Origin of the sequence: Sphaerisporangium rhizosphaerae (genome assembly GCF_042665155.1) — a bacterium.
Taxonomy (GTDB): domain Bacteria; phylum Actinomycetota; class Actinomycetes; order Streptosporangiales; family Streptosporangiaceae; genus Sphaerisporangium; species Sphaerisporangium rhizosphaerae.
Genome location: NZ_JBHTCG010000013.1, coordinates 130,410 through 149,566, shown reverse-complemented (window position 1 = coordinate 149,566; position 19,157 = coordinate 130,410). Strand labels below are relative to the sequence as shown.

Here is a 19,157-nt window from a genome sequence, read left to right as displayed (position 1 = left end):
CGCCGTCCCAGGCGGAACGGCGGCCGTCGACGACCAGAACAGGCGCCCTTCAGCGATCAGAACACCGACCGGCGGTGACGAGGTCAGGCGGCCGGACGCCGATCGTGGCGGGCGGGGACGGGGCAGGTGGCCGGCGGTCAGCCTCCCAGCAGCTTGCGGACGCGGTCGGCCCCCACGGCGAGCAGCAGCGTGGGCAGGCGCGGGCCGGTGTCCCGGCCGACCAGCAGGGTGTAGAGCAGGGCGAAGAACTCGCGCTGGGCGACCTTCAGCTCGGGGGTCGGCTTGGCGTCCGGCGCCAGCCCGGCCTGAACCTTCGGCACGCCGTACACCAGCGTGGTGAGCCCGTCGAGCGACCACTGCTCGGCAAGGCCGTCGAGCATCAACCGCAGCGACTCGCGGTCGCGCTCGCTCAGCGAGGCCAGCAGGGCGGTGTCGGGCTCGTCGCGGACGCGGGTGCGCTGCTCGGCCGGGACCTGCGTGGTGACCCACCGCGCCGCGCGGTCGAGCCGCGGCCGGGCCTCCTCCAGCGAGGTGATCGGGTGGCCGGGGTCGAGATCGCGCAGGATGCGCAGCGTCTGCTCGTCGTGCCCGGTGGTGATGTCGACGATCGAGGCCAGCGTGCGGTAGGGCAGCGGGCGCGGGGTCTCGGGCAGCGCGCCGGAGGCGGTGCCGACCGCCCGGGTGTAGGCGGCGACGTCGGCGGGCAGCGCCGTGCCGTCGTCGATCTTGCGCTCGAGGGCGTCCCATTCGTCGTAGAGCCGCTGGATCTCCTGGTCGAAGGCGACCTTGAACGACTGGTTCGGCTTGCGCCGGGCGTACAGCCAGCGCAGCAGCGGCGCCTCCATGATCTCCAGGGCGTCCGACGGGGTGGGCACGGCGCCCTTGGAGCTGCTCATCTTGGCCATGCCGCTGATGCCGACGAAGGCGTACATCGGCCCGATCGGGCGCTCGGCGCCGAAGACCTCCTTGACGATGGGGGCGCCCACCGTCCACGACGAGCCGGGCGACTGGTGGTCGACGCCCGACGGCTCGAAGATCACCCCTTCGAAGGCCCAGCGCATCGGCCAGTCGACCTTCCAGACCAGCTTGCCCTGGTTGTGCTCCGACAGCAGCACCGTCTCGGTGTGGCCGCACGCGCAGGTGTAGGTCAGCTCGGTGGTGGCGTCGTCGTAGGCGGTGACCGTGGTGGTGTCGCGTTCGCAGACCGAGCAGTAGGGCTTGTAGGGGAAGTAGCCGCCCGCGGCCGAGCCGTCGTCCTCGGAGGCGGCGCCCGAGCCTTCGGCCGCGGCCTCCGCCGCCGCGGCGTCGGCCTCGTCCAGGGAGCCCTGCTGCTTGGGGGCCTTGGCGGTCTTGCCCTTGGTGCGGTGGCGGTCGAGGATCGCGTCGATGCGGGCGCGCTCGCGCATCGCCAGCAGGATCTGCTCGCGGTAGACGCCCGAGGTGTACTGCGCGGTCTGGCTGATGCCGCGGTACTCCACGCCGAGCTCGGCCAGCGCGGCGATCATCTGCGCCTTGAAGTGCTCGGCCCAGTTGGGGTGCTCGCTGCCGGGCGGCGCGGGCACCGAGGTCAGCGGCTTGCCGATGTGCTCCGACCAGGAGGAGTCGATGCCCGCGGGCACCTTGCGGAAGCGGTCGTAGTCGTCCCAGGAGATGATGTGGACGGCCTCGTGGCCGCGGCGGCGGATCTCGTCGGCGACCAGGTGGGGCGTCATGACCTCGCGCAGGTTGCCCAGGTGGATGGGGCCCGAAGGGCTGAGGCCGGACGCGCAGACGATCGCTTTGCCGGGCGCGCGACGCTCAGCCTCGGCGATGACCTCGTCCGCGAACCGTGAGACCCAGTCGGCCTCAGCGCTCATAGCCACGATCGGTACTTCCTTCCGTGAAAGCCTGACGCCTCCATTGTCCCGGACGCACGCGGCACCCCGTGCCAGTCACTCCGGGTCTGTGGAAAACCCGGTCCCAGTCCGTCCAAGTCTGTGGAGAACCCCGATTCTGTCGGTGCCCGCTGGCAAGATCATGTTCCTGGAACGGCACTGGAGAGAGGACCCCCCGATGAACGGTGCGACGGCGGCCGACTATGCCTGGTTCGACGAGGAGTACGAGGGGTGGCCCTTCTGCCTGACCCTGGTGAAGGACGTCGACCCCGAGGAGGCGTTACGCCGCATCGGCGTCACCCCTCTCCCTGGGATGGATCTCGAAGAGATGTCCGACTTCCCGATCGCCGCCTGCCCCGCCATCGGCGGCACCGCCCTGCTGGAGTACAACGGCTTCGCCGGGACGCTGGCCGAGGTGGTCCGCCGGCTGTCCGCCGGCACGGTCATGGCCGCGGTGTTCCTCAACGTCAACGCCGACCAGCAGTTCGTCTTCGCCGCCGACGGCCGTCTGGTCACCGGCTTCGAGCCCGACGGCTCAGACGCGCGCTGGGGCGACGACCCCGACCGCCTGCTCCCCCAGATGCTCGACCTGGGCATGCCCACCAAGGATGAGGAGGCCGACGCCGCGCTCGACGATGACGACTACGACCCCATCCTCACCGTGATGGCCCTGGCCGAACGCGCCACCGGGGTGCGGGTCACCCGCGAGCACCTGCGCCGCCCCGCGTTCGCCGGCTCGGCCGCGCACCTCTACTGAGCCCGCCCGGACCTCGGCCGCCCCTACCGAGCCCTGCCGTACTGAGCCTCCCGCCTATGGCGTGTCCGCGATCTGGACCAGGGCGATGTCGGCGAACGCGGCCTCCAGGCATGCGCCGAGCGGATGGCCGGACACCGCGAGCAGATCGGTGACCAGCAGCGTGGCGTGCCGCGCGACGACCTCCCCGTCCAGCGGGAACGCCTCCGCCTGCGGCTGGTGGACGCCCAGGGCGCCGGCCACCAGCATCACCAGGACATCGGCGTCCACGGCGGGGAACCACCCCGCCGCCTCCCGCGCGCAGCGCCCGACCAGCGCCCGCACGTCGTCGGCGGTGAGCCCGCCCGGGTGCAGGTCTTCCAGCAGCGTCCGCGTCACGGTGCCGAGCACCAGGGCGACGTGCTCGGAGTCCAGCGCGGCCAGCGCCGCGGCGGCGCGCTCGAAGGCCGGCAGGTCCCGGGCGCGGGCGGCCTCCACCGCCCCCTCGGCCGCCTCGGCGACGGCACGCGCGGGCTTGGGCAGGTGACGCCAGGACACGCTCGTGGGCTCCTTCGTCGGGGCCCGGCGTCCGGCCACGGCCCCCTGCGTCGGGGCCTGCCGGCCGCACGGGCGGGCAATCAGCGGGCCAGGCAATTATGCGCGCCCAACGCGGGCGCCGCGCATGAGCCGAGCGGCGGACGCGGGTGGCGCACGAACCAAGCGCCGTATGGGCGGGCGGCGGGGGTGGAAGGCCCGAGGCAGCCGCCGCGTGGGCGGGCGGCGGACGCGGGTGGCGCATGAGGCGGGCGGCGGGCGTGCCGGTTGCTAGTCTTCGTGGTGACGGGAAGGCGGCCGTGCGCGGGGGACGCCGAGACGGGGAGGGTCCAGCATGACGTCGCGATCGGCCGAGCCGTCCTCGCATCTCGACCGGCCCCCGTCCCGGGGCACGCGCGTCCGGGGCACCCGGCAGGCCGAGGCGCTGATGGCCGTGCTCGGCACGCTGTCGGGGTTCCACAGCGCCCAGGAGATCCACGCCGAGCTGCGCCGCCGCGGGGAACGCGTCGGCCTGACCACGGTCTACCGCCACCTGCAGGTGCTCAGCCAGGACGAGGCGGTCGACGCCATCCGCGACGAGAGCGGCGAGACGCTGTACCGCCGCTGCGCCACCGGCGGGCACCATCACCACGTCACCTGCCGTGCGTGCGGGCGCAGCGTCGAGGTGGAGGGCAGGGACGTCGAGCGGTGGGCCGAGCGCGTCGCGGCCGAGGCCGGGTTCGTCGACGTCGACCACACCGTCGAGATCTTCGGCGTGTGCCCGCCCTGCGCCTCCGCGAAGAGCTGACGGCCTACAGGACGACCCGCACCCGGTAGCGGTCCAGCCAGGCGTTGAACTGGAGCAGGCCCTCCAGCGCGGCGCGCACGTCGTGGCGGCTGACCGTCTCCTGCGGCAGGTCGATCATCTCCCGCACCTTGGGGACGTCGATCATGGACGCGGCCGGGAACTCGGCGCTGTCGAGCAGCCGGGCGGTCTCGTCCCTGAGCGCCTTCTCGTAGGCGGGGTCCTGCGTGGAGGGGTAGGGGCTCTTCCTGCGGGCCAGCACCGACTCCGGGAGCACGTCGGCGGCGGCGGCGCGCAGCAGGCTCTTCTCCCGCCCGTCGAAGGTCTTCATCGACCAGGGCGCGTTGAACACGTACTCCACCAGGCGGTGGTCGCAGAACGGCACCCGCACCTCCAGGCCCACGGCCATGCTCATGCGGTCCTTGCGGTCGAGGAGCATCTGCACGAACCGGGTGAGGTGCAGATAGCTCACCTCGCGCATGCGGGCCTCCATGCCGCTCTCGCCCGGCAGGCGCGGCACCTCGTCCAGGGCCTGCCGGTAGCGCTCGTCGCGGTAGCCGGGGACGTCCAGCAGGCGCAGCAGGTCGGGGGCCAGCACCTGGTCCAGGGCCACCAGGCGGGTGCCGGCGGCCAGCCAGGGGAAGGTGCCGGCGTTGACGGCGGCGGGGTCGTGGAACCACCGGTACCCGCCGAAGACCTCGTCGGCCGACTCTCCCGACAGCGCGACCGTCGAGTGCGCCCGCACGGCACGGAACAGCAGGTACAGCGAGGTGTCCATGTCGCCGACCCCGGTCGGCAGGTCGCGCGCCCGCAGCACCGAGGCGCGGACCGCCGGGTTCATCAGGTCGGCCGAGTCCAGCACGATGTCGTTGTGCTCGACGCCCAGGTGCTCCAGGTGCCGGACGAGGTCATGGACGAAGGGGGCGTCGGGGGTGTCGCGCATCGCGTCGGGACTGAAGTGCTCGGTGTAGCCGGTGAAGTCGACGGCGAACGAACGGAGCTTGCCCTCACCGTGCCGTCGCAGGGCCTCCCCTGCCAGGGCGGTGACCGCGCTGGAGTCCAGGCCGCCGGACAGCAGGGTGCACAGCGGCACGTCCGAGATCAGCTGGCGCTGGATGATGTCGTCCAGCAGGCCGCGGACGGTGCGGATGGTGGTGGGCAGGTCGTCGGGGTGCTCGTGGGACGAGAGCTGCCAGTACCGGCGCTTGGTGATCCCCTCCCTGCCGACCCTGACGATGCCGCCGGGGCGCACCTCGTGCATGCCCCGGAAGATGCCGCACTCGGGGGTCTTGACGAACACCAGCAGCTCACGAAGGCCGTCGGCGTCCACCGCGCGGTCCGCCAGCACGGGGTTGGCGAGGATCGCCTTGGGTTCGGAGCCGAACAGCACGCCCGTCGGCGTCGGGTAGTAGTAGAGCGGCTTGATGCCGAGGCGGTCGCGCACGAGGACGAGCTCTTCGCGGCGGGCGTCCCAGATGCCGAAGGCGTACATGCCGTTCAGGCGTTCGGCGAGGTCCTCGCCCCATTCGAGGTAGGCGCGCAGCACCACCTCGGTGTCGCTGCGCGTGCGGAACCGGTGGCCCCGGGCGGCGAGCTCGGCGCGCAGCTCCTGGAAGTTGTAGACCTCCCCGCTGTAGGTGAGCGCGGCGAGCACCTCGCCGTCCTCGTCCGCGACCATGGGCTGGCGGCCTCCCGCGAGGTCGATGATCGCCAGCCGCCGGTGCCCCAGGGCCCCGTGCTCGGAGATCCACATCCCCTCGTCGTCGGGCCCGCGGCAGGCCATCGTCTCGGTCATGTCCCTGAGCGTGTCGCGTGACTCCCGAAGGTCACCCTCGAAGTCCACCCATCCGCAGATTCCACACATCTCGACGCCCCCACGTCTCACCGGAAGCAGAATCGGGTAACACCGCCCGCCTGCCCCCCAGCAGAGAACGGCATTTCTCCCAGGTCAACGGCCGCTGGCCGGCACATATGCCCTCGTAAGGTGGGTGTGCCCCGCCCCCCTACCGCTGACGCGCTCCGTGGCGCGCGGACACGCTCCTCCGACGCACACCCCATGGCGTCCGCGGCCACAGGAGCGAGGTCGCCTCTCGCGCGGTCCCGCCGACCTGATGGCCGGTGATCAGGCGCCGAGGGCGGCGATGATCGCCGGGTGGCGGGGGTCGTCCACGCGGACCACGACATCGGCGGTCTCGCGCGGCGCGACCTCCTCCTCGTACCGGGCGTAGGCGGGAAGGGTCCACCGCCACTCCTCGGCGGTGCGGCGGGCGAGCGCGCCGGGCGACAGCCACAGGTGCACGGTGAACTCGAACGGCAGCCAGCGGCCGAGCAGCAGGCCGCCGTCCATGAGCACCACCGCGCCCGGCGGCAGGGTCACGTACGGGGCGCGCGTGGCGCGGTCGGTGGCGGCGTCCCACAGGCTGGGCAACACCTTCCCCGGCCCGCCCGGGTCCAGGGGGGCGAGCACCTCGCGCGACAGCGCCCCGTAGTCCAGCCAGCCGTCGTAGAAGGCGTCGGGGTCGGTGCGGCCGTACTCGTAGCGGAGCGAGGCCGGGCGCAGGAAGCCGCCGGCCGGGACCCGCAGGACCTCGCGTCCGCGCAGGCGCAGCGGGCCGGCCAGCGCGTCGGCCAGCTCGCCCGGCCGCGCCGCCGGGGCGCCGTCCAGGGCCACGCGCACCCAGGAGGACCTGGGGGCGCCGGCGATGCGGTCGGCGAGCTCCTCCACCAGAGCCGAGGGTGAGATGGGGCGTACGTCCATCCCCTCATCCTCGCCGACGCCGGGCCGCGACCTGACCCCGCGACGGCCGGGCCGGTCCGCGGCCGGCGCGCGGAAGTAGGCGAAAGTTTCATCGTGTTTCATCGGGCCGCCCGCCGCCCGCCCACGCGGTCATGGCCGCCACCTGCGACAGGACAGGTGATCACCAGGTAGGGGTCCGGCCGATACTTTCGGGCGTTTCCCAGCGCGGCGCCCGCGACCTACAGTTCTTGACGCGTAAGCGCTTTCGCATGCTGGTCGGCAGTCGACGGCTGTTCGCCCCACGGCGACGACCGGTTACTTCACCAGGTCCTTGGTGACTCCTTGACGTGCATAGCGTCCGTGCCTGCTCGAGCGTGCCGGACGCGCTGCCGCGATGGACGTCCCGGCTGCGCCGAGGACCTACGTCGTAACCCCTCGAAAGGTGTTTCATGAGAAAGCGACGTAAGATCTCGATCGCCGGCGCCGCCGCCGCGATCGCGACCCTCATGTTGGTCGCATTGCTGCCCGGGTCTGCATCGGCCCACGGCGCGATGATGATCCCCGGCAGCCGCACCTACCTCTGCTGGAAGGACAGCGTCGGCACCACCGGCGCCGTCACCCCGCACAACCCCGCCTGCGCCGCCGCGATCGCCCAGAGCGGCACCAACTCGATCTACAACTGGTTCGCCGTGCTGCGCTCGGACGGCGGCGGCCGCACCTCCGGCTTCATCCCGGACGGCAAGCTGTGCAGCGGCGGCGCCGTCGTGTACAACTTCAGCGGCTTCGACCTGGCCCGCAACGACTGGCCGGTGACCCACCTGACCTCCGGGGCGAACATCCAGTTCCGGTACAACAAGTGGGCCGCGCACCCCGGGTCGTTCCGCACCTACATCACCAAGGACAGCTGGAGCCCCACCCGCGCGCTCGCCTGGAGCGACCTGGAGAGCACCCCGTTCTACACCGCCCAGGACCCGCCGAGCGTCGGCAGCCCGGGTAACGCCGACTCCTACTACTACTGGAACGCGACGCTCCCGTCCGGCAAGAGCGGCCGGCACATCATCTACTCGGTGTGGCAGCGGTCCGACAGCCAGGAGACCTTCTACAACTGCTCCGACGTCGTCTTCGACGGCGGCAACGGCCAGGTGACCGGCGTCGGCGAGGGTAGCGGCGGCGACCCGACCCCGACCCCGACCCCGACGCCCACCCCGACCGGCACGCCGAGGCCCACCCCGACGCCGACCCCGACCCCGACGCCGACCCCGACGCCGAGCGGCGGGTCCGGCGGCTGCGCCGCGACCTTCAAGACCACCAGCACCTGGAACGGCGGCTACCAGGCCGAGGTGACGGTGCGCAACTCCGGCTCCAGCGCGATCAACAGCTGGACGGTCAACTGGGCGCTGCAGAGCGGCACGACCATCAACAGCCTCTGGAGCGGCACCTACACCGTGAGCGGGTCGAACATCACGGTGAAGAACGCCAACTACAACGGCAGCCTCGGATCCAACGCGTCCACGACCTTCGGATACGTGGCGCAAGGCTCGCCGGGCAGCCCGACGCTGACCTGCAGCAGCACCTGACCGGACACCTCGGCGGCGATCGAGGGTAACGGCGACTGCCCTGGGCGGCGGCGCGCACCGGCCGGAAGGCCGGCGGCGCGGCGCCGCCCATTCGCCGTACAGGCTCCCCTGTCCGGGCGGCGAGGCGTAGGCGAGCCGCCGGGCCGCCGCGGCGCCCGGGATGAACACCGGGTGAAGGGACGGAGGATCGGCTGCGCGCGCGGGCCCCGCTCGTGTTCGCTTCGACCATGAGCCCCACCCCGGACCGCGTCCGCACCTGGCCGCAGGCGGACGTCGTCGGAGCCGCCGTCGGCACCCCCGTGACCGTCTACCGCACGGTCGAGCTGGACGCGCGGGGAGAGCTGGCGCACGAGGGCAACCGCGTGCCGGACATCGCCGCGCTCGACGCGCGCCGGCTGGTGGTGGGCTGGCGTGCCGGGGCGCGCGACGACCGCGACCCCGCGCCGACCGACCAGGGGTCGATCATGTGCGCCACCTCCGCCGACGCAGGCGCCACCTGGACGACCCGCACGCTGGCCGCGGCGACCGCGACGCACCGCTACCACTACGTGATCTTCCTGAACGACGGCGGCACGCTGTACGCCTTCCTCGGCCGGATCACCGTCTCCGCCGACCGCGACGGCGCGGGCGAGGTGGACGGCTTCCCGGTGGCGATGGTGGCCAGGCGCAGCACCGACGCCGGGCGCACCTGGACCGACTTCCCGGTCACCGTGAACGTCCCGGCCAACAGCAGGGGCGTGGTCGTCGCGGGCAAGCCGCTGAAGCACGAAGGGGTCTGGCTGCTCCCCTACTGGCAGGCCTCCGGCGGCACCACCAAGGCGGGGGTGCTCCGCTCGTCCGACCTGTCCACCTGGACGCCCGGAGCCCTGGCCGCCAACCCGCCCGGCGTGTCGATCGAGGAACCGCAGCTCGCCGTCTCGCAGGACGACCCCGGCACGCTGGTGCTGGTGGCCCGCACCCTGGACCTCACCGGGGGCGCCTCCGCCGCCGCCCGCGACGCCTACTACCGCACCCACGCCGCCCACGCCGCGACGGCGGCCAGCACCGACGGCGGCCTGACCTGGTCGGCCATGCGACTGGACCCGGCGCTGCCGAACTACTACGTCAAGGGCCTGTTCACCAGGGACTCCGGCGGGCGGTATCTGACGATCTACAACACCCTCGCCGGGCCGTTCACCGGCTCGGGCGCGAGCAAGCCCGACCAGTACCGCGAGGTCCTGTGCTACAAGGTCAAGCGGCCGGGCGCGCCGTGGGGTCCGGGCCGGCTGTTCGCCGACGGCGCGCGGCTGACCGAGGGCGCGGCCCGCGGCTGGGACGTGTACGCGAGCGCCGACGAGTACGCCCCCGGCCGGTTCTTCGTGGTCTGGGAGCACAACCAGATCGCCATCAAGGTCGCCGAACTGGACCTCTCCCGGTCGTTCACCGGGGTAGGCGGCGGGTGGGGCGATCTGTCGGCGTGGACGGTGACGGCCGGCGACGGCACGGTGGAGGTCGACGCCTCGGGCCGGCTGCGCCTCACCGACGCCACCCCGGGGAGCCCGCCCGGCTTCTCCGGGGTCACCCAGCGCAACGGCCCGTCCGGCGGGTTCGTCGTCACCCTCAGGGCCAGGGTGGCCGCCCACTCCCGGCTGGATCCGGGCACCGGGGCGGGCGCCGGCCTGGCGCTGAAGGTCGCCACCGGCACCATGCGGCTCATGCTGGCGCTCCAGCCGGACGGCGTGTACTCCTTCGTCCAGGGCAGGGGCGGGTGGACCCGGGTGCACCCCGCGCCCGGCGACACGGCGACCGCCCATGTGTGGCGGGTGGCCGTCGGCGCGCACGGCGCCGCGACGCTCATGCTCGACGGCGCCGAGACCGGGGCCTCGTGGGTCGTCGCCGCCTCCGGCGAGGCGCCGCAGGTGGCGCTGTGGTGCTCGGGAACGGTCGCCGCCCCCGCCGAGGCCGTGGTGGACCTGCTGGAGGTGGTCGACGACGTCGCCGGCAGCACCTGGGACGCCTTCGGCGACTGGACGCTCGACGGGGCGGGCGGCACGGCCCTGCTGTCGGGAGGGGACCTGCTGCTCCGCAGCTCCTCCCGCCGGGCCTCCAGCGCCTCGCTCGGCCTGGACGTGACGCGCGGCTGCGACTTCACCCTGGAGTTCCGCGGGCGGGTGGAGGACGACAGCGCCCTGAACCCGGCCACCGGCGACGGCGTCAGCCTGGGCGCCAAGGTCGCCAACGGGCAGCGCCGGCTGATGCTGGCCGTCCAGAAGAGCGGGGTGTGGACGATGCGCAAGGGGTCGGCGGTGTGGGAGAAGGTCTACTCCTCGGCCACCGCGGCGGCCCCCTCCACGTGGCGGGTGACGGTGGACAGCGCGGGGATGGCGCGGCTGTGGCGCGACGGCGCCGACACCGGGGCGACCTGGGTCGTGCAGGACAGCCGGGAGAGCTCGCAGGTGGCGCACTGGGTGACCGGCACGGCGGGCGGCAACGCCGCGGCGGCCCGCGTCGAGTGGACCCGCGTCACCGCCACTCCGCCCGCCTGAGCGCCCCGGCCGCGTCGTGCGGGGAACACCGCTCCGGCCTGAGCGTCCCGGCCACGCCGTTCGGGGAACACCGCTCCGGCCTGAGCGTCCCAGCCACGCCGTTCGGGGAACACCGCGGTCAGCGACCGGCGGTCTCGGCGGTGGCCGGGACGCGGGTGCTCTTCGCGGGGCGCCGCAGACGCAGGGCGGAGATGAGGAAGAAGACGCCGCCGACGGTCGCGTACCCGGCGAGGTTGGTCAGCGATGCGGCCGGCGTGCCGGCCTGGAGGACGAACGCCGTCCCGGCGACCGCGGAGAGCCCTCCGCTGAAGATCATCGCCCATTGGCCGCCGAGCCGGCGGCGGCTGACGGCCACGATGAGCTGCACGATTCCGGCGGTGATCGCCCAGGCGCCCCAGACGCGCAGCGCCGCGGGCACGCCCGAGGCGGCCGTGGCGGCCAGGCCGATGGCGGCGAGCAGGCTGAGGGCCAGGTTGACGTACAGGGCCGCGGCGGGGCGCGCGGTCCGCGAGGAGCGCAGGTCGACGACGGCCGCCGCGACGTCGAACAGCGGGTAGATCACGAGCAGTGCCACGCGCACCGGGCCGGGAGTGGCCCCGGTCAGGAACAGCAGGACCGCCCAGATGACGGCGAACGCGAAGCGCACCAGGTACAGGTTCCGCAACGCCACGGCGGTGCGACCGGCGTTCAGATCAGCGACGGTGGTCATTGTCTGCCTCTTCTCGGCGATGGTGTAGGTAGAATGACTAGTAACTCTACCAAGGCTGACAGTAGCCTCGCGAGGAAGTCGGGCGCAAGGGGTGAACAGGAGGGACGCGTATGATCTCGAGCATGAGCAGCCCCATGCGTGAGCGCGTCCTTGAGGCGGCGACCGAGCTGTTCTACGCGCAGGGGCTGCGTGCGGTGAGCGTCGACAAGGTCATCGACCTCGCCGGCACGACGAAGGTCACCTTCTACCGCCACTTCAAGAGCAAGGACGACCTCGTCCTCGCCTACCTCGAACGCCGCGCCACGCTCGAGCGGGACGGCATCGGCGCGGCGATCAAGCAGGGTGACGGCGATGTCGACGCCACCCTGCGGGTGATCTCCGAGGCGGTCGGGGTCATCGCCTGCGCACCCGGCTTCCGCGGCTGTCCCTTCATCAACGCCGCGGCCGAGTACCCCGATCCCGAGAGCCGGGTCCGCAAGGCCGTCGAGGCGCATCGCCAGTGGAACAAGACGACCTTCGAGCAGCTCATCGCCCCGCTCGGCATCGGCAATTCCGGCGAGGTCGCCGACGACCTGATGCTGATCCGCGACGGCGCCATGGTCGCCGGATACCTCGACCGGCCGGCGACCGTCGCCGCCTCGTTCCTGCGCGGCAGCCGGGCCGTCATCGGCGCCGGCCACCTGACCCCGAGCTGAGGCCGCCGCCTTCGACCGTGCCGGTGGCCTGACGAAGCCGCCGCGCCCCGGCGACCGTCCGGTCGCCGGGGCGCGGCGTGCCACCTGCCCGTGTCGGCACGCGACGGGGTGGCGGAGTCCGGCGATGCCGGCCGGGTGGTGCCGGCCGGCGCCGGATCAGTAGCGGCGGTAGGCGCGCGGGTCGGCGTCCAGGGGACGCGACAGCCGCACGGTGATGAACTCGTCGTTGTCCGGCCTGCCCGGGGTGCGGCCCGCGGAGAAGGGGAAGTTGTTGTCGTTCAGCAGGGCGATCGTCGAGTCGTCAAGGATCACGACGTCCTCGATCGTCTGGAACGGGAACCTGAACGTCGGGCCGAAGCCGCCCAGGCCCTTGGGGTCGGCCAGGTCCAGCAGGTCGGCCACCTGCGTCTTGTCCACGGCGCCGTCCTTGTCGCGGTCGCGCGTGTCGGCCAGGTAGACGCGCTTGAGCTTGGCCGCGTCGCCCTGCTCGTTGTCGCGCTCGATGATCAGGAACCGGTCGCGGTCCACCGAGACCATGTCGCCGATGGAGTTGCCCGGCGCCTCGAGCTTGTAGGTCCAGCGGCGGCCGGTGTAGGCGCGGTCGCGCAGGTCGAACTCGTTGATGCGCAGGGTGCCCGCGGGGTCGCCGGCGACGGTGCCCTCCAGCATCGGGTACAGGTGGCGGCCGTCGAGCCCGCTCGCCATGCCCTCGAAGCCCTTGCTGCTGCCCAGGTTCGGCGTGCCGCCGTTGAGGTAGGGGTTCTCGGGCGCCTGGACGCCGGGCAGCGCGACCGGCTTGTCCAGCAGCGCGCCGGTGGCCGAGAAGTGCAGCAGCCACGGGCCGAACTCGTCGCCGATCCAGTAGGTGCCGTCGGGACGGCGGACGATCGACTCGACGTCGAAGTCGGCGCCGGTGAGCCTGCGGTCGGCGCGGGTCAGCGGGAAGGGCACGCGCTTGAACGGGTCGCTCAGGTCCACCCCGCCCACGGCCGTGACCACGCCGGAGCGCAGGTCGGGCTTGACGCGCTGGATGCGCAGCAGGAAGTCGCCGCTGTTGGCCTTGTTGCCGTAGCCGTTGTCGGACAGCACGTCATAGCTGCCGTCGCGGCGGCGGACGACGCCGCTGAAGCCCTGCACGGGCTGGCCCGGGAACGGCGGGGTGACGCCGTTGATCGGATCGGTGCCGAGCTGGGCGCCCGACGGCTCGCTGCCCGGCACGTAGGTCTGCGCGGGAAGGGAGGCCCATCCGGTGAGCGTCGCCCGGCCGTACCCGCCGTCGTGGGACTGGTGGCCGCCGTGGCCGTCGTGCCCGTCGGCGAGGGCGGGGGCGGAAAGGCTCAGCGCCACCGCGACGGCGCCCAACCCGATCATGGTTTTTCTCATGGCCGTCACGTTAGGGATGCCCGATTAATCGGGGCACAACACCGGATGACCCGCGGGTGCCCAGGCCGTGAGCGGGGCGGCGCCGGGGCGCGAACCCCGGCGGTGGAGGCGCCGCGCGTCATAGATCTCCCATCTCCATGGCGTGACCAGCACCTTTGCCAAACTCCCCATGTACTGGACAGCACACCTCGACTACTATCGGTAATCGACTGCATGCTACAGGTAGTGGGGCGATGCGTTGACGGAGCGACGATCGGCGGTGCGGGCGGCCGTTCACCTCTTCCTTGCCACGGCCGCCGTCATCCTGCTCGTCACCGGCGTCGGCTCCCACGAGAGCCCGCCCGCCCTGCCCGCGATCACCGGGACCCCGGTCGTGGCGCCGGTCGTTGAGACGCGGGCCGAGGCCGCGCCCATGCCGGGCCCCGAGGACGCCGACCACGACGGGTGTCCCAGACCGTGGGAGAACCCCTGCGCCGCCGGCTGGGTCAAGCCTCCCCTCCCGCCGTCCCGTCACGGCGGGCATCCCTCGCAGCGACCGAAGGCCGTCACCGAGACGGCGTTTCGGGCGGGCGCTCCCGCGGCGGGAGCCTCCGCCCTGCGATGGACGCGGCCCTCGGGGCCGCGGCTGCCCGTCTTCCGTTGCTGATCACCGGTCGCCGCTACCGGGCCGCGCGCCGCGCGCCCGGCCGACGCTCCATGCCCTCATCAGCACGAAGGAGTCACACCCATGCAATCGTTGATCGACCATGCCCGCACGTTCCACCAGAAGGTCAGCGGCGGCCGAGAACAGGCGGCCGGCCCGGGCGACGGGGTCTCGCCGCAGGCCATGTTCGTCACCTGCTCCGACGCGCAGGTCATCCCGTCCCTGATCACCGGCGCCCGCCCCGGCGAGCTGTTCGAGCTGCGCACGGCGGGCAACGTCATCCCGCCCTACCGTCTGGGCCGGCTCACGGCCGAGGCCGCCACCATCGAGTACGCCGTGACCATCCTCGGCGTCCAGGACGTCATCGTGTGCGGGCACACCCGCTGCGGCGCCGTCCAGGGCCGGGTGCGTTCCTGGACGCTGCGGTCGGCGCCGACCACGCGGTGGTGGCTGCTGCAGACCCACCGCTGGCGGGACGCCCCCGTGCTCGCCGACGAGGACGCCGCGCGGGCCCACCTGATCGCCCAGCTCGACAAGCTGCGCCGCTACCCCCGGGTGGCCCGGCGGGTGGCCGCCGGGCGTCTGCGCCTGCACGGCTGGTTCTACGAGGTCCAGACCGGCGTGGTGTCGAACTACCGGCCCGACACCGGCGCCTTCACCCCCCTTTGAGCCCCCGCGCCACCAGGCGCCCCGTGACCGGTTCCGGCCGGGCACGTCCATGACGGGCCGGTGGGCGGGAGTCCGTCCGATCGCGGCCTCCGCCGCCCACCGGCCAGGTCCCGGGTGTCGACAGCGACCGGTCCCGCTTCCTACACTTCAATGTATGAAGGATCGTTCAAGTGTCGCCGTGATCGACCCCCACGGCTGCTCGGTGCCGATGGTCGACGCCGAACGGGTCTCCGCGGTGCGCCGGTCCCTGCCCTCCGAGGAGACCGTCGAGGACCTGGCCCAGGTGTTCGGCCTGCTCGCCGACCCGGGGCGGCTTCGCATGGTGGCGGCGCTGCTGGAGGGGGGCGAGATGTGCGTGTGCGACCTGGCCGCCGCCACCGGCCAGAGCATGTCCGGGGCCTCGCACGCCCTGCGGTTGCTGCGGATGCGGCGGGTGGTCAAGGTGCGCAGGTCGGGGCGCATGGCCTACTACCAGCTCGCCGACTCCCACGTGCGCATGCTGTTCGACCTGGCGATCGCCCACGCCGGGCACACCGGAGGAGGGCTGGGCGATGGGTGAGCGCGCCGGGCACGGCCATGGTCACGGGCACGGCCACGGGCACGGCGCGGTCGCCGCCGAGGCCGACCGCCGCTACCTCACCGGGGCGCTCGCGCTGATCGTCGGGTTCATGGCCGTCGAGGTGGTCATCGGCTTCCTCGCCCGCTCGCTGGCCCTGGTGTCGGACGCCGGGCACATGCTGACCGACGCCATCGCCATCGTGTTCGCCCTGGTGGCCATGCGCATCGCCCAGCGTCCCCCGCAGGGCGGGTTCACCTACGGGCTCAAGCGCGCCGAGATCATCTCAGCCCAGATCAACGGCATCACGCTGCTGCTGCTGAGCGCCTACTTCATCTACGAGGGCGTCGGCCGGCTCATCGCGCCGCCGGTCGTGCACGGGGCTTTCGTCGTCGCCACCGGCGTGGCCGGCATCGCCGTCAACCTCGCCGCGACGTGGCTGCTCAGCAAGGCGAACCGGACGAGCCTGAACGTCGAGGGCGCCTTCCAGCACATCCTCAGCGACCTCTACGCGTTCGTCGCCACCACGATCGCCGGACTGGTGATCTGGCTGACCGGCTGGAACCGCGCCGACGCGCTCGCCGCGCTCGTGGTGGCCGGCCTGATGCTCAAGGCCGGCTGGGGGCTGGTCCGCGACTCCGGCAGGGTCTTCATGGAGGCGGCCCCCGCCGGGATGAACCCGGCGGAGATCGGCAGGAAGACCGCCGCGCTGGAGCACGTCGTGGAGGTGCACGACCTGCACATCTGGGAGGTCACCTCCGGGTACGCGGCGCTGTCGGCGCACATCCTGGTGGCCCCGGGCGCCGACTGTCACGCCGTGCGGGTGGCCGCCGAGCGCCTGGTCCGCGACGAGTACGACATCGGCCACACCACCCTGCAGGTCGACCACGCGACGCCCGAGCTTCTGACCATCGGCCAGGCCGAGGCGCACTGCGCCGACCCGCACGGCCCCGCCCACCGGGGCGACCCCTCCGGCTCCTGACCTGGACGCCCTCGACCGGCCGGTCGGCCGCCCGCCCTCCGCCGGTCAGCCGCCCTGCCCTCGGTCCGCTCGGCCGCCCGGTCCGCCCTCCGCCCGGCCGCCCGGCCGCCCCGCCGTCCCGCCGTCCCGCGGTCAGCCGCCGTTCCGGGGCTCTCCGTCGAGCAGGCGGTCAGGCCACGGGTGGTCGCCGTACACCAGGCCGATGGTGCGGGCCAGCCAACGCCGCTCGTCGCCGCCCAGCTTCGGCAGGACCTCCTCGAAGTCCTGCTCGTCCTTGGCGCGGGGGCGTTTGGCCTTGTAGAACAGCTGGATCTCCGGGCGCAGGTAGGGGACGCCCCGCGGCGACACCAGCCCCAGCCGCTCCACGGGGCGGCGCACCCGGGAGTCGCGCCGCGACACCCACTCGGGGCCATCCGACTCGTCCAGCATGACCTGGATGCGCCATGGCGCGTCGGCCCCGGGACGGCACCAGATGTCGTGCACCGTCGAGGGAAGGATCTCCTCCCGCTTCCAGGGGCGCAGCACTCCCGGGGGGTCGGCGCACCACCACTCCCAGGTGGGCAGGATCCGCTGGGCGGCGAGCTGGTCGTCGCGGAGCAGCAGGACGTCGATGTCCCCGTGCTCGCGGAAGCCGTATCCCACGGCGAGTTCTATGGCGTAGCCTCCGGCGATCCACCAGCGGCCGTCCGCGGCGGAGAAGAGGTTCACGACTTCAGACAACGGCGCGGGGTCCCATGTGCCCCACGGCGTCTCCCGGCGCATCATGCCCGTCATCTTCGCGTGCGCGGAGCGTCACCGGAGGAGTCTTCGCGAACTCAGGGGCCCCTATCGGCAGGCAGGCTCGAAGCGGCCGCCGTGCTCGGTCTGGGACAGCGCCCAAGCGGCGTTGATCAGTCCGATGTGACTGAAGGCCTGAGGAAAGTTGCCGAGGAACTCCCCGGTGCGCGGGCAGACCTCCTCGGCCATCAGCCCGACATCGTTGATGTAGGTCCCCGCCCGCTCGAAGACGGCCCGCGCCTCCTCGTGCCGTCCGGCCAGCGCCTGGGCCTGCGCCAGCCAGAACGTGCACAGCAGGAACGCCCCCTCCTCCCCCGGCAGCCCGTCGTCCATCAGATAGCGGTAGACCAGCCCGTGCTCGTCGACCAGCCGCTCGGCGATGGCGTCGATGGTGGCGAGCATCCGCGGATGGTCCGCCGGCACCAGCCCGATGATCGGCAGCATCAGCACCGAGGCGTCCAGGTCGGCGGAGCCGAACGCCTGGGTGTAGGCGCCGGCCTTCCGGCTCCACCCCTCGCGCAGGATGGTGTCCCTGATCTCCTCGGCCGCCGCCCGCCACTCGCCGACGCGGTGCCGGGCCCCGAGGCGCCCGGCCAGCCTGATGGCGCGGTCGACGGCGACCCAGCACATCGCCTTGGAATGCAGGTAGTGCCGGCGCTCGCCCCGGATCTCCCAGATGCCGTGGTCGGGCTCGCGCCACTGCGCGATCGCCGCGTCGGCGAGCGCGGTCAGGAACGCGCGCACCGGCCGGTCGAAGTCCCCGAGCTGGCTGGACACGCAATGGACGGCGTCCAGCAGTTCCCCGTAGACGTCGACCTGCTGCTGCCGCCACGCGTCGTTGCCCACCCGGACCGGCCGGCTGCCGCGCCACCCGCTCAGATGCGGCAACTCCCGCTCGGACAGGTCGTGCTCGCAGCCGACGCCGAAGACGATCTGCAACGCCCGCGCCGGCTCGTAGGTCGCGGCGGCGGTCGTCATGCAGGCGAGGAACTGGTCGGCCTCGTCCGGGCAGGCCGCGACCCACAGCGCGTTCATCGTGAAGCTCGCGTCCCGCACCCACGAGTAGCGGTAGTCCCAGTTGCGCTCCCCGCCGGGCGCCTCCGGCAGCGAGGTGGTCGGCGCCGCCACCACCGCGCCGGTGGGCTGGTAGGACAGCGCGTACAGCACCCTGCCGGAGTGCGCGACCAGCTCGCGGTACGGCCCCTCGTAGGCCTGGTGGGCCCGCGACCACTCCCGCCAGCGGGCAACGGTGGTCTCCATGCCCGCGGCGATGCGCTGGTCGTCCCACAGGTCGGGCGGCGGCTCCGACGCCATGCTCCAGTGCAGGGCGAAGCGCAGCGTCGTGCCCTCCTCCAGCGTCGCCGCGCCGGCGGCCTCCTCGGCCATGACCGAGTACGGGATCGGCGTGGACAGCGCGACCTGGTCGGGCCCGCCCCGGGCGCGCACACCGCCGGGCACGGCCGTCAGCAGCGGCATGACCAGCCCGTACTCCGGCCTCGGCACGCAGCGGGCCTCCAGCTCGACCGACCCGCGCGCGCACGTGGCGCACCGGGCCAGCACGTGCGGGGCGTCGGCGCCGAGCCGGTGGACGTCGGGGTCCTCGCCGACCAGGAGCGCGTCGGTGAGCACCAGGACGCCGGTGGCGGTCTCGAACGTCGTCTCCAGCACCATGGTCTGCGGCAGGTAACGGCGCGTCACCGCGTACGGGCCGGCCGGGCGGATCGACCACGACCCCGCCCGTTCGTCGAGCATCGCCGCGAACAGCGACGGGCTGTCGAACCGGGGCAGGCACAGCCAGTCCACCGATCCGCCCGTGCCGACCAGCGCGGCCGAGTGCCGGTCCGACAGCAGCGCGTATCCGGCGATGGGTGTCCTCGTCATGGTCGCCTCACACCGCCCCTCCCCGGTGGCCCCGCTTCTGGCCCTCCTCGGTGGCCTCGCTTCTAGGCCCATACCCG

General features: G+C 73.0%; 17 protein-coding genes. 9 read left to right on the top strand and 8 right to left on the bottom strand.

Annotated elements, in window-relative coordinates; genetic code table 11:
- Positions 1-137: 137 nt before the first annotated feature.
- Entirely contained in the window at positions 138-1,856 is a 1,719-nt protein-coding gene (gene lysS / locus ACFQSB_RS20845) for a lysine--tRNA ligase (protein ID WP_380828490.1), read from the bottom strand.
- Between the two features lie 196 nt (positions 1,857-2,052).
- Here lysS and ACFQSB_RS20840 point away from each other — a divergent pair, with 196 nt between their 5' ends.
- Positions 2,053-2,631: a DUF6461 domain-containing protein gene (locus tag ACFQSB_RS20840; RefSeq protein WP_380828489.1), complete on the top strand. Its 579-nt coding sequence runs from the start codon at positions 2,053-2,055 to the stop codon at positions 2,629-2,631.
- Positions 2,632-2,685: 54 nt separating this feature from the next.
- Here ACFQSB_RS20840 and ACFQSB_RS20835 read toward each other — a convergent pair whose 3' ends face one another.
- On the bottom strand, positions 2,686-3,165 hold the full coding sequence (locus ACFQSB_RS20835) for a hypothetical protein (RefSeq protein WP_354920003.1): 480 nt from the start codon (positions 3,163-3,165) through the stop codon (positions 2,686-2,688).
- A 331-nt stretch (positions 3,166-3,496) separates the two neighbouring features.
- On the opposite strand from ACFQSB_RS20835, the gene ACFQSB_RS20830 reads away from it, so the two are divergent.
- Positions 3,497-3,949 carry a Fur family transcriptional regulator gene (locus tag ACFQSB_RS20830; protein ID WP_354920000.1) on the top strand — a complete coding sequence of 151 codons (453 nt, stop codon included), beginning with the start codon at positions 3,497-3,499 and terminating at the stop codon, positions 3,947-3,949.
- Between the two features lie 4 nt (positions 3,950-3,953).
- On the opposite strand, the gene asnB is transcribed toward ACFQSB_RS20830, so the two are convergent.
- Both asnB and ACFQSB_RS20820 read right to left on the bottom strand, forming a co-directional pair.
- Positions 3,954-5,810, bottom strand: a complete 1,857-nt coding sequence (asnB, locus tag ACFQSB_RS20825; protein ID WP_380828574.1) for an asparagine synthase (glutamine-hydrolyzing) — start codon at positions 5,808-5,810, stop codon at positions 3,954-3,956.
- 258 nt (positions 5,811-6,068) lie between these two features.
- The gene (locus ACFQSB_RS20820; protein WP_380828488.1) at positions 6,069-6,704 is read right to left on the bottom strand and encodes a nucleoside/nucleotide kinase family protein; all 636 of its coding nucleotides are present in this window, start codon (positions 6,702-6,704) and stop codon (positions 6,069-6,071) included.
- 428 nt (positions 6,705-7,132) lie between these two features.
- On the opposite strand from ACFQSB_RS20820, the gene ACFQSB_RS20815 reads away from it, so the two are divergent.
- Positions 7,133-8,260, top strand: coding sequence for a lytic polysaccharide monooxygenase (locus ACFQSB_RS20815; RefSeq protein ID WP_380828487.1), 1,128 nt, complete (start codon positions 7,133-7,135; stop codon positions 8,258-8,260).
- A gap of 227 nt (positions 8,261-8,487) precedes the next feature.
- Positions 8,488-10,785, top strand: coding sequence for a sialidase family protein (locus tag ACFQSB_RS20810; protein WP_380828485.1), 2,298 nt, complete (start codon positions 8,488-8,490; stop codon positions 10,783-10,785).
- Positions 10,786-10,903: 118 nt separating this feature from the next.
- Here ACFQSB_RS20810 and ACFQSB_RS20805 read toward each other — a convergent pair whose 3' ends face one another.
- A complete protein-coding gene (locus tag ACFQSB_RS20805; RefSeq protein ID WP_380828483.1) occupies positions 10,904-11,494 on the bottom strand; it encodes a hypothetical protein in 591 nt (196 codons plus the stop codon).
- A 122-nt stretch (positions 11,495-11,616) separates the two neighbouring features.
- Between ACFQSB_RS20805 and ACFQSB_RS20800 the strand changes: the two genes are divergently transcribed.
- Positions 11,617-12,189, top strand: coding sequence for a TetR/AcrR family transcriptional regulator (locus ACFQSB_RS20800; protein WP_380828482.1), 573 nt, complete (start codon positions 11,617-11,619; stop codon positions 12,187-12,189).
- 156 nt (positions 12,190-12,345) lie between these two features.
- On the opposite strand, the gene ACFQSB_RS20795 is transcribed toward ACFQSB_RS20800, so the two are convergent.
- Positions 12,346-13,572, bottom strand: coding sequence for an esterase-like activity of phytase family protein (locus ACFQSB_RS20795; RefSeq protein WP_380828481.1), 1,227 nt, complete (start codon positions 13,570-13,572; stop codon positions 12,346-12,348).
- 238 nt (positions 13,573-13,810) lie between these two features.
- Here ACFQSB_RS20795 and ACFQSB_RS20790 point away from each other — a divergent pair, with 238 nt between their 5' ends.
- The 4 genes from ACFQSB_RS20790 to ACFQSB_RS20775 all read left to right on the top strand — a co-directional run bounded on the left by ACFQSB_RS20790 (position 13,811) and on the right by ACFQSB_RS20775 (position 16,422).
- On the top strand, positions 13,811-14,218 hold the full coding sequence (locus ACFQSB_RS20790; protein ID WP_380828480.1) for a hypothetical protein: 408 nt from the start codon (positions 13,811-13,813) through the stop codon (positions 14,216-14,218).
- 81 nt (positions 14,219-14,299) lie between these two features.
- Positions 14,300-14,884 carry a carbonic anhydrase gene (locus ACFQSB_RS20785; RefSeq protein ID WP_380828478.1) on the top strand — a complete coding sequence of 195 codons (585 nt, stop codon included), beginning with the start codon at positions 14,300-14,302 and terminating at the stop codon, positions 14,882-14,884.
- Between the two features lie 154 nt (positions 14,885-15,038).
- On the top strand, positions 15,039-15,443 hold the full coding sequence (locus tag ACFQSB_RS20780) for an ArsR/SmtB family transcription factor (protein ID WP_380828477.1): 405 nt from the start codon (positions 15,039-15,041) through the stop codon (positions 15,441-15,443).
- Positions 15,436-16,422 carry a cation diffusion facilitator family transporter gene (locus ACFQSB_RS20775; RefSeq protein WP_380828476.1) on the top strand — a complete coding sequence of 329 codons (987 nt, stop codon included), beginning with the start codon at positions 15,436-15,438 and terminating at the stop codon, positions 16,420-16,422. The genes ACFQSB_RS20780 and ACFQSB_RS20775 overlap by 8 nt, the downstream gene beginning before the upstream one ends.
- A 132-nt stretch (positions 16,423-16,554) precedes the next feature.
- On the opposite strand, the gene ACFQSB_RS20770 is transcribed toward ACFQSB_RS20775, so the two are convergent.
- Together ACFQSB_RS20770 and ACFQSB_RS20765 are read right to left on the bottom strand one after the other, a co-directional pair.
- Positions 16,555-17,130 carry a nucleotidyltransferase domain-containing protein gene (locus ACFQSB_RS20770; RefSeq protein WP_354841159.1) on the bottom strand — a complete coding sequence of 192 codons (576 nt, stop codon included), beginning with the start codon at positions 17,128-17,130 and terminating at the stop codon, positions 16,555-16,557.
- Positions 17,131-17,247: 117 nt separating this feature from the next.
- Positions 17,248-19,080: a glycoside hydrolase family 15 protein gene (locus tag ACFQSB_RS20765; RefSeq protein WP_380828474.1), complete on the bottom strand. Its 1,833-nt coding sequence runs from the start codon at positions 19,078-19,080 to the stop codon at positions 17,248-17,250.
- Positions 19,081-19,157 lie beyond the last annotated feature (77 nt).

Bases quoted from the DNA above. Each gene is read 5' to 3' on its own strand.
- lysS (WP_380828490.1), bottom strand. From the start codon at position 1,856: ATGAGCGCTGAGGCCGACTGGGTCTCACGGTTCGCGGACGAGGTCATC.
- ACFQSB_RS20840 (WP_380828489.1), top strand. From the start codon at position 2,053: ATGAACGGTGCGACGGCGGCCGACTATGCCTGGTTCGACGAGGAGTAC.
- ACFQSB_RS20830 (WP_354920000.1), top strand. From the start codon at position 3,497: ATGACGTCGCGATCGGCCGAGCCGTCCTCGCATCTCGACCGGCCCCCG.
- asnB (WP_380828574.1), bottom strand. From the start codon at position 5,810: ATGTGTGGAATCTGCGGATGGGTGGACTTCGAGGGTGACCTTCGGGAG.
- ACFQSB_RS20820 (WP_380828488.1), bottom strand. From the start codon at position 6,704: ATGGACGTACGCCCCATCTCACCCTCGGCTCTGGTGGAGGAGCTCGCC.
- ACFQSB_RS20815 (WP_380828487.1), top strand. From the start codon at position 7,133: ATGAGAAAGCGACGTAAGATCTCGATCGCCGGCGCCGCCGCCGCGATC.
- ACFQSB_RS20810 (WP_380828485.1), top strand. From the start codon at position 8,488: ATGAGCCCCACCCCGGACCGCGTCCGCACCTGGCCGCAGGCGGACGTC.
- ACFQSB_RS20805 (WP_380828483.1), bottom strand. From the start codon at position 11,494: ATGACCACCGTCGCTGATCTGAACGCCGGTCGCACCGCCGTGGCGTTG.
- ACFQSB_RS20800 (WP_380828482.1), top strand. From the start codon at position 11,617: ATGAGCAGCCCCATGCGTGAGCGCGTCCTTGAGGCGGCGACCGAGCTG.
- ACFQSB_RS20795 (WP_380828481.1), bottom strand. From the start codon at position 13,572: ATGAGAAAAACCATGATCGGGTTGGGCGCCGTCGCGGTGGCGCTGAGC.
- ACFQSB_RS20785 (WP_380828478.1), top strand. From the start codon at position 14,300: ATGCAATCGTTGATCGACCATGCCCGCACGTTCCACCAGAAGGTCAGC.
- ACFQSB_RS20780 (WP_380828477.1), top strand. From the start codon at position 15,039: ATGAAGGATCGTTCAAGTGTCGCCGTGATCGACCCCCACGGCTGCTCG.
- ACFQSB_RS20775 (WP_380828476.1), top strand. From the start codon at position 15,436: ATGGGTGAGCGCGCCGGGCACGGCCATGGTCACGGGCACGGCCACGGG.
- ACFQSB_RS20765 (WP_380828474.1), bottom strand. From the start codon at position 19,080: ATGACGAGGACACCCATCGCCGGATACGCGCTGCTGTCGGACCGGCAC.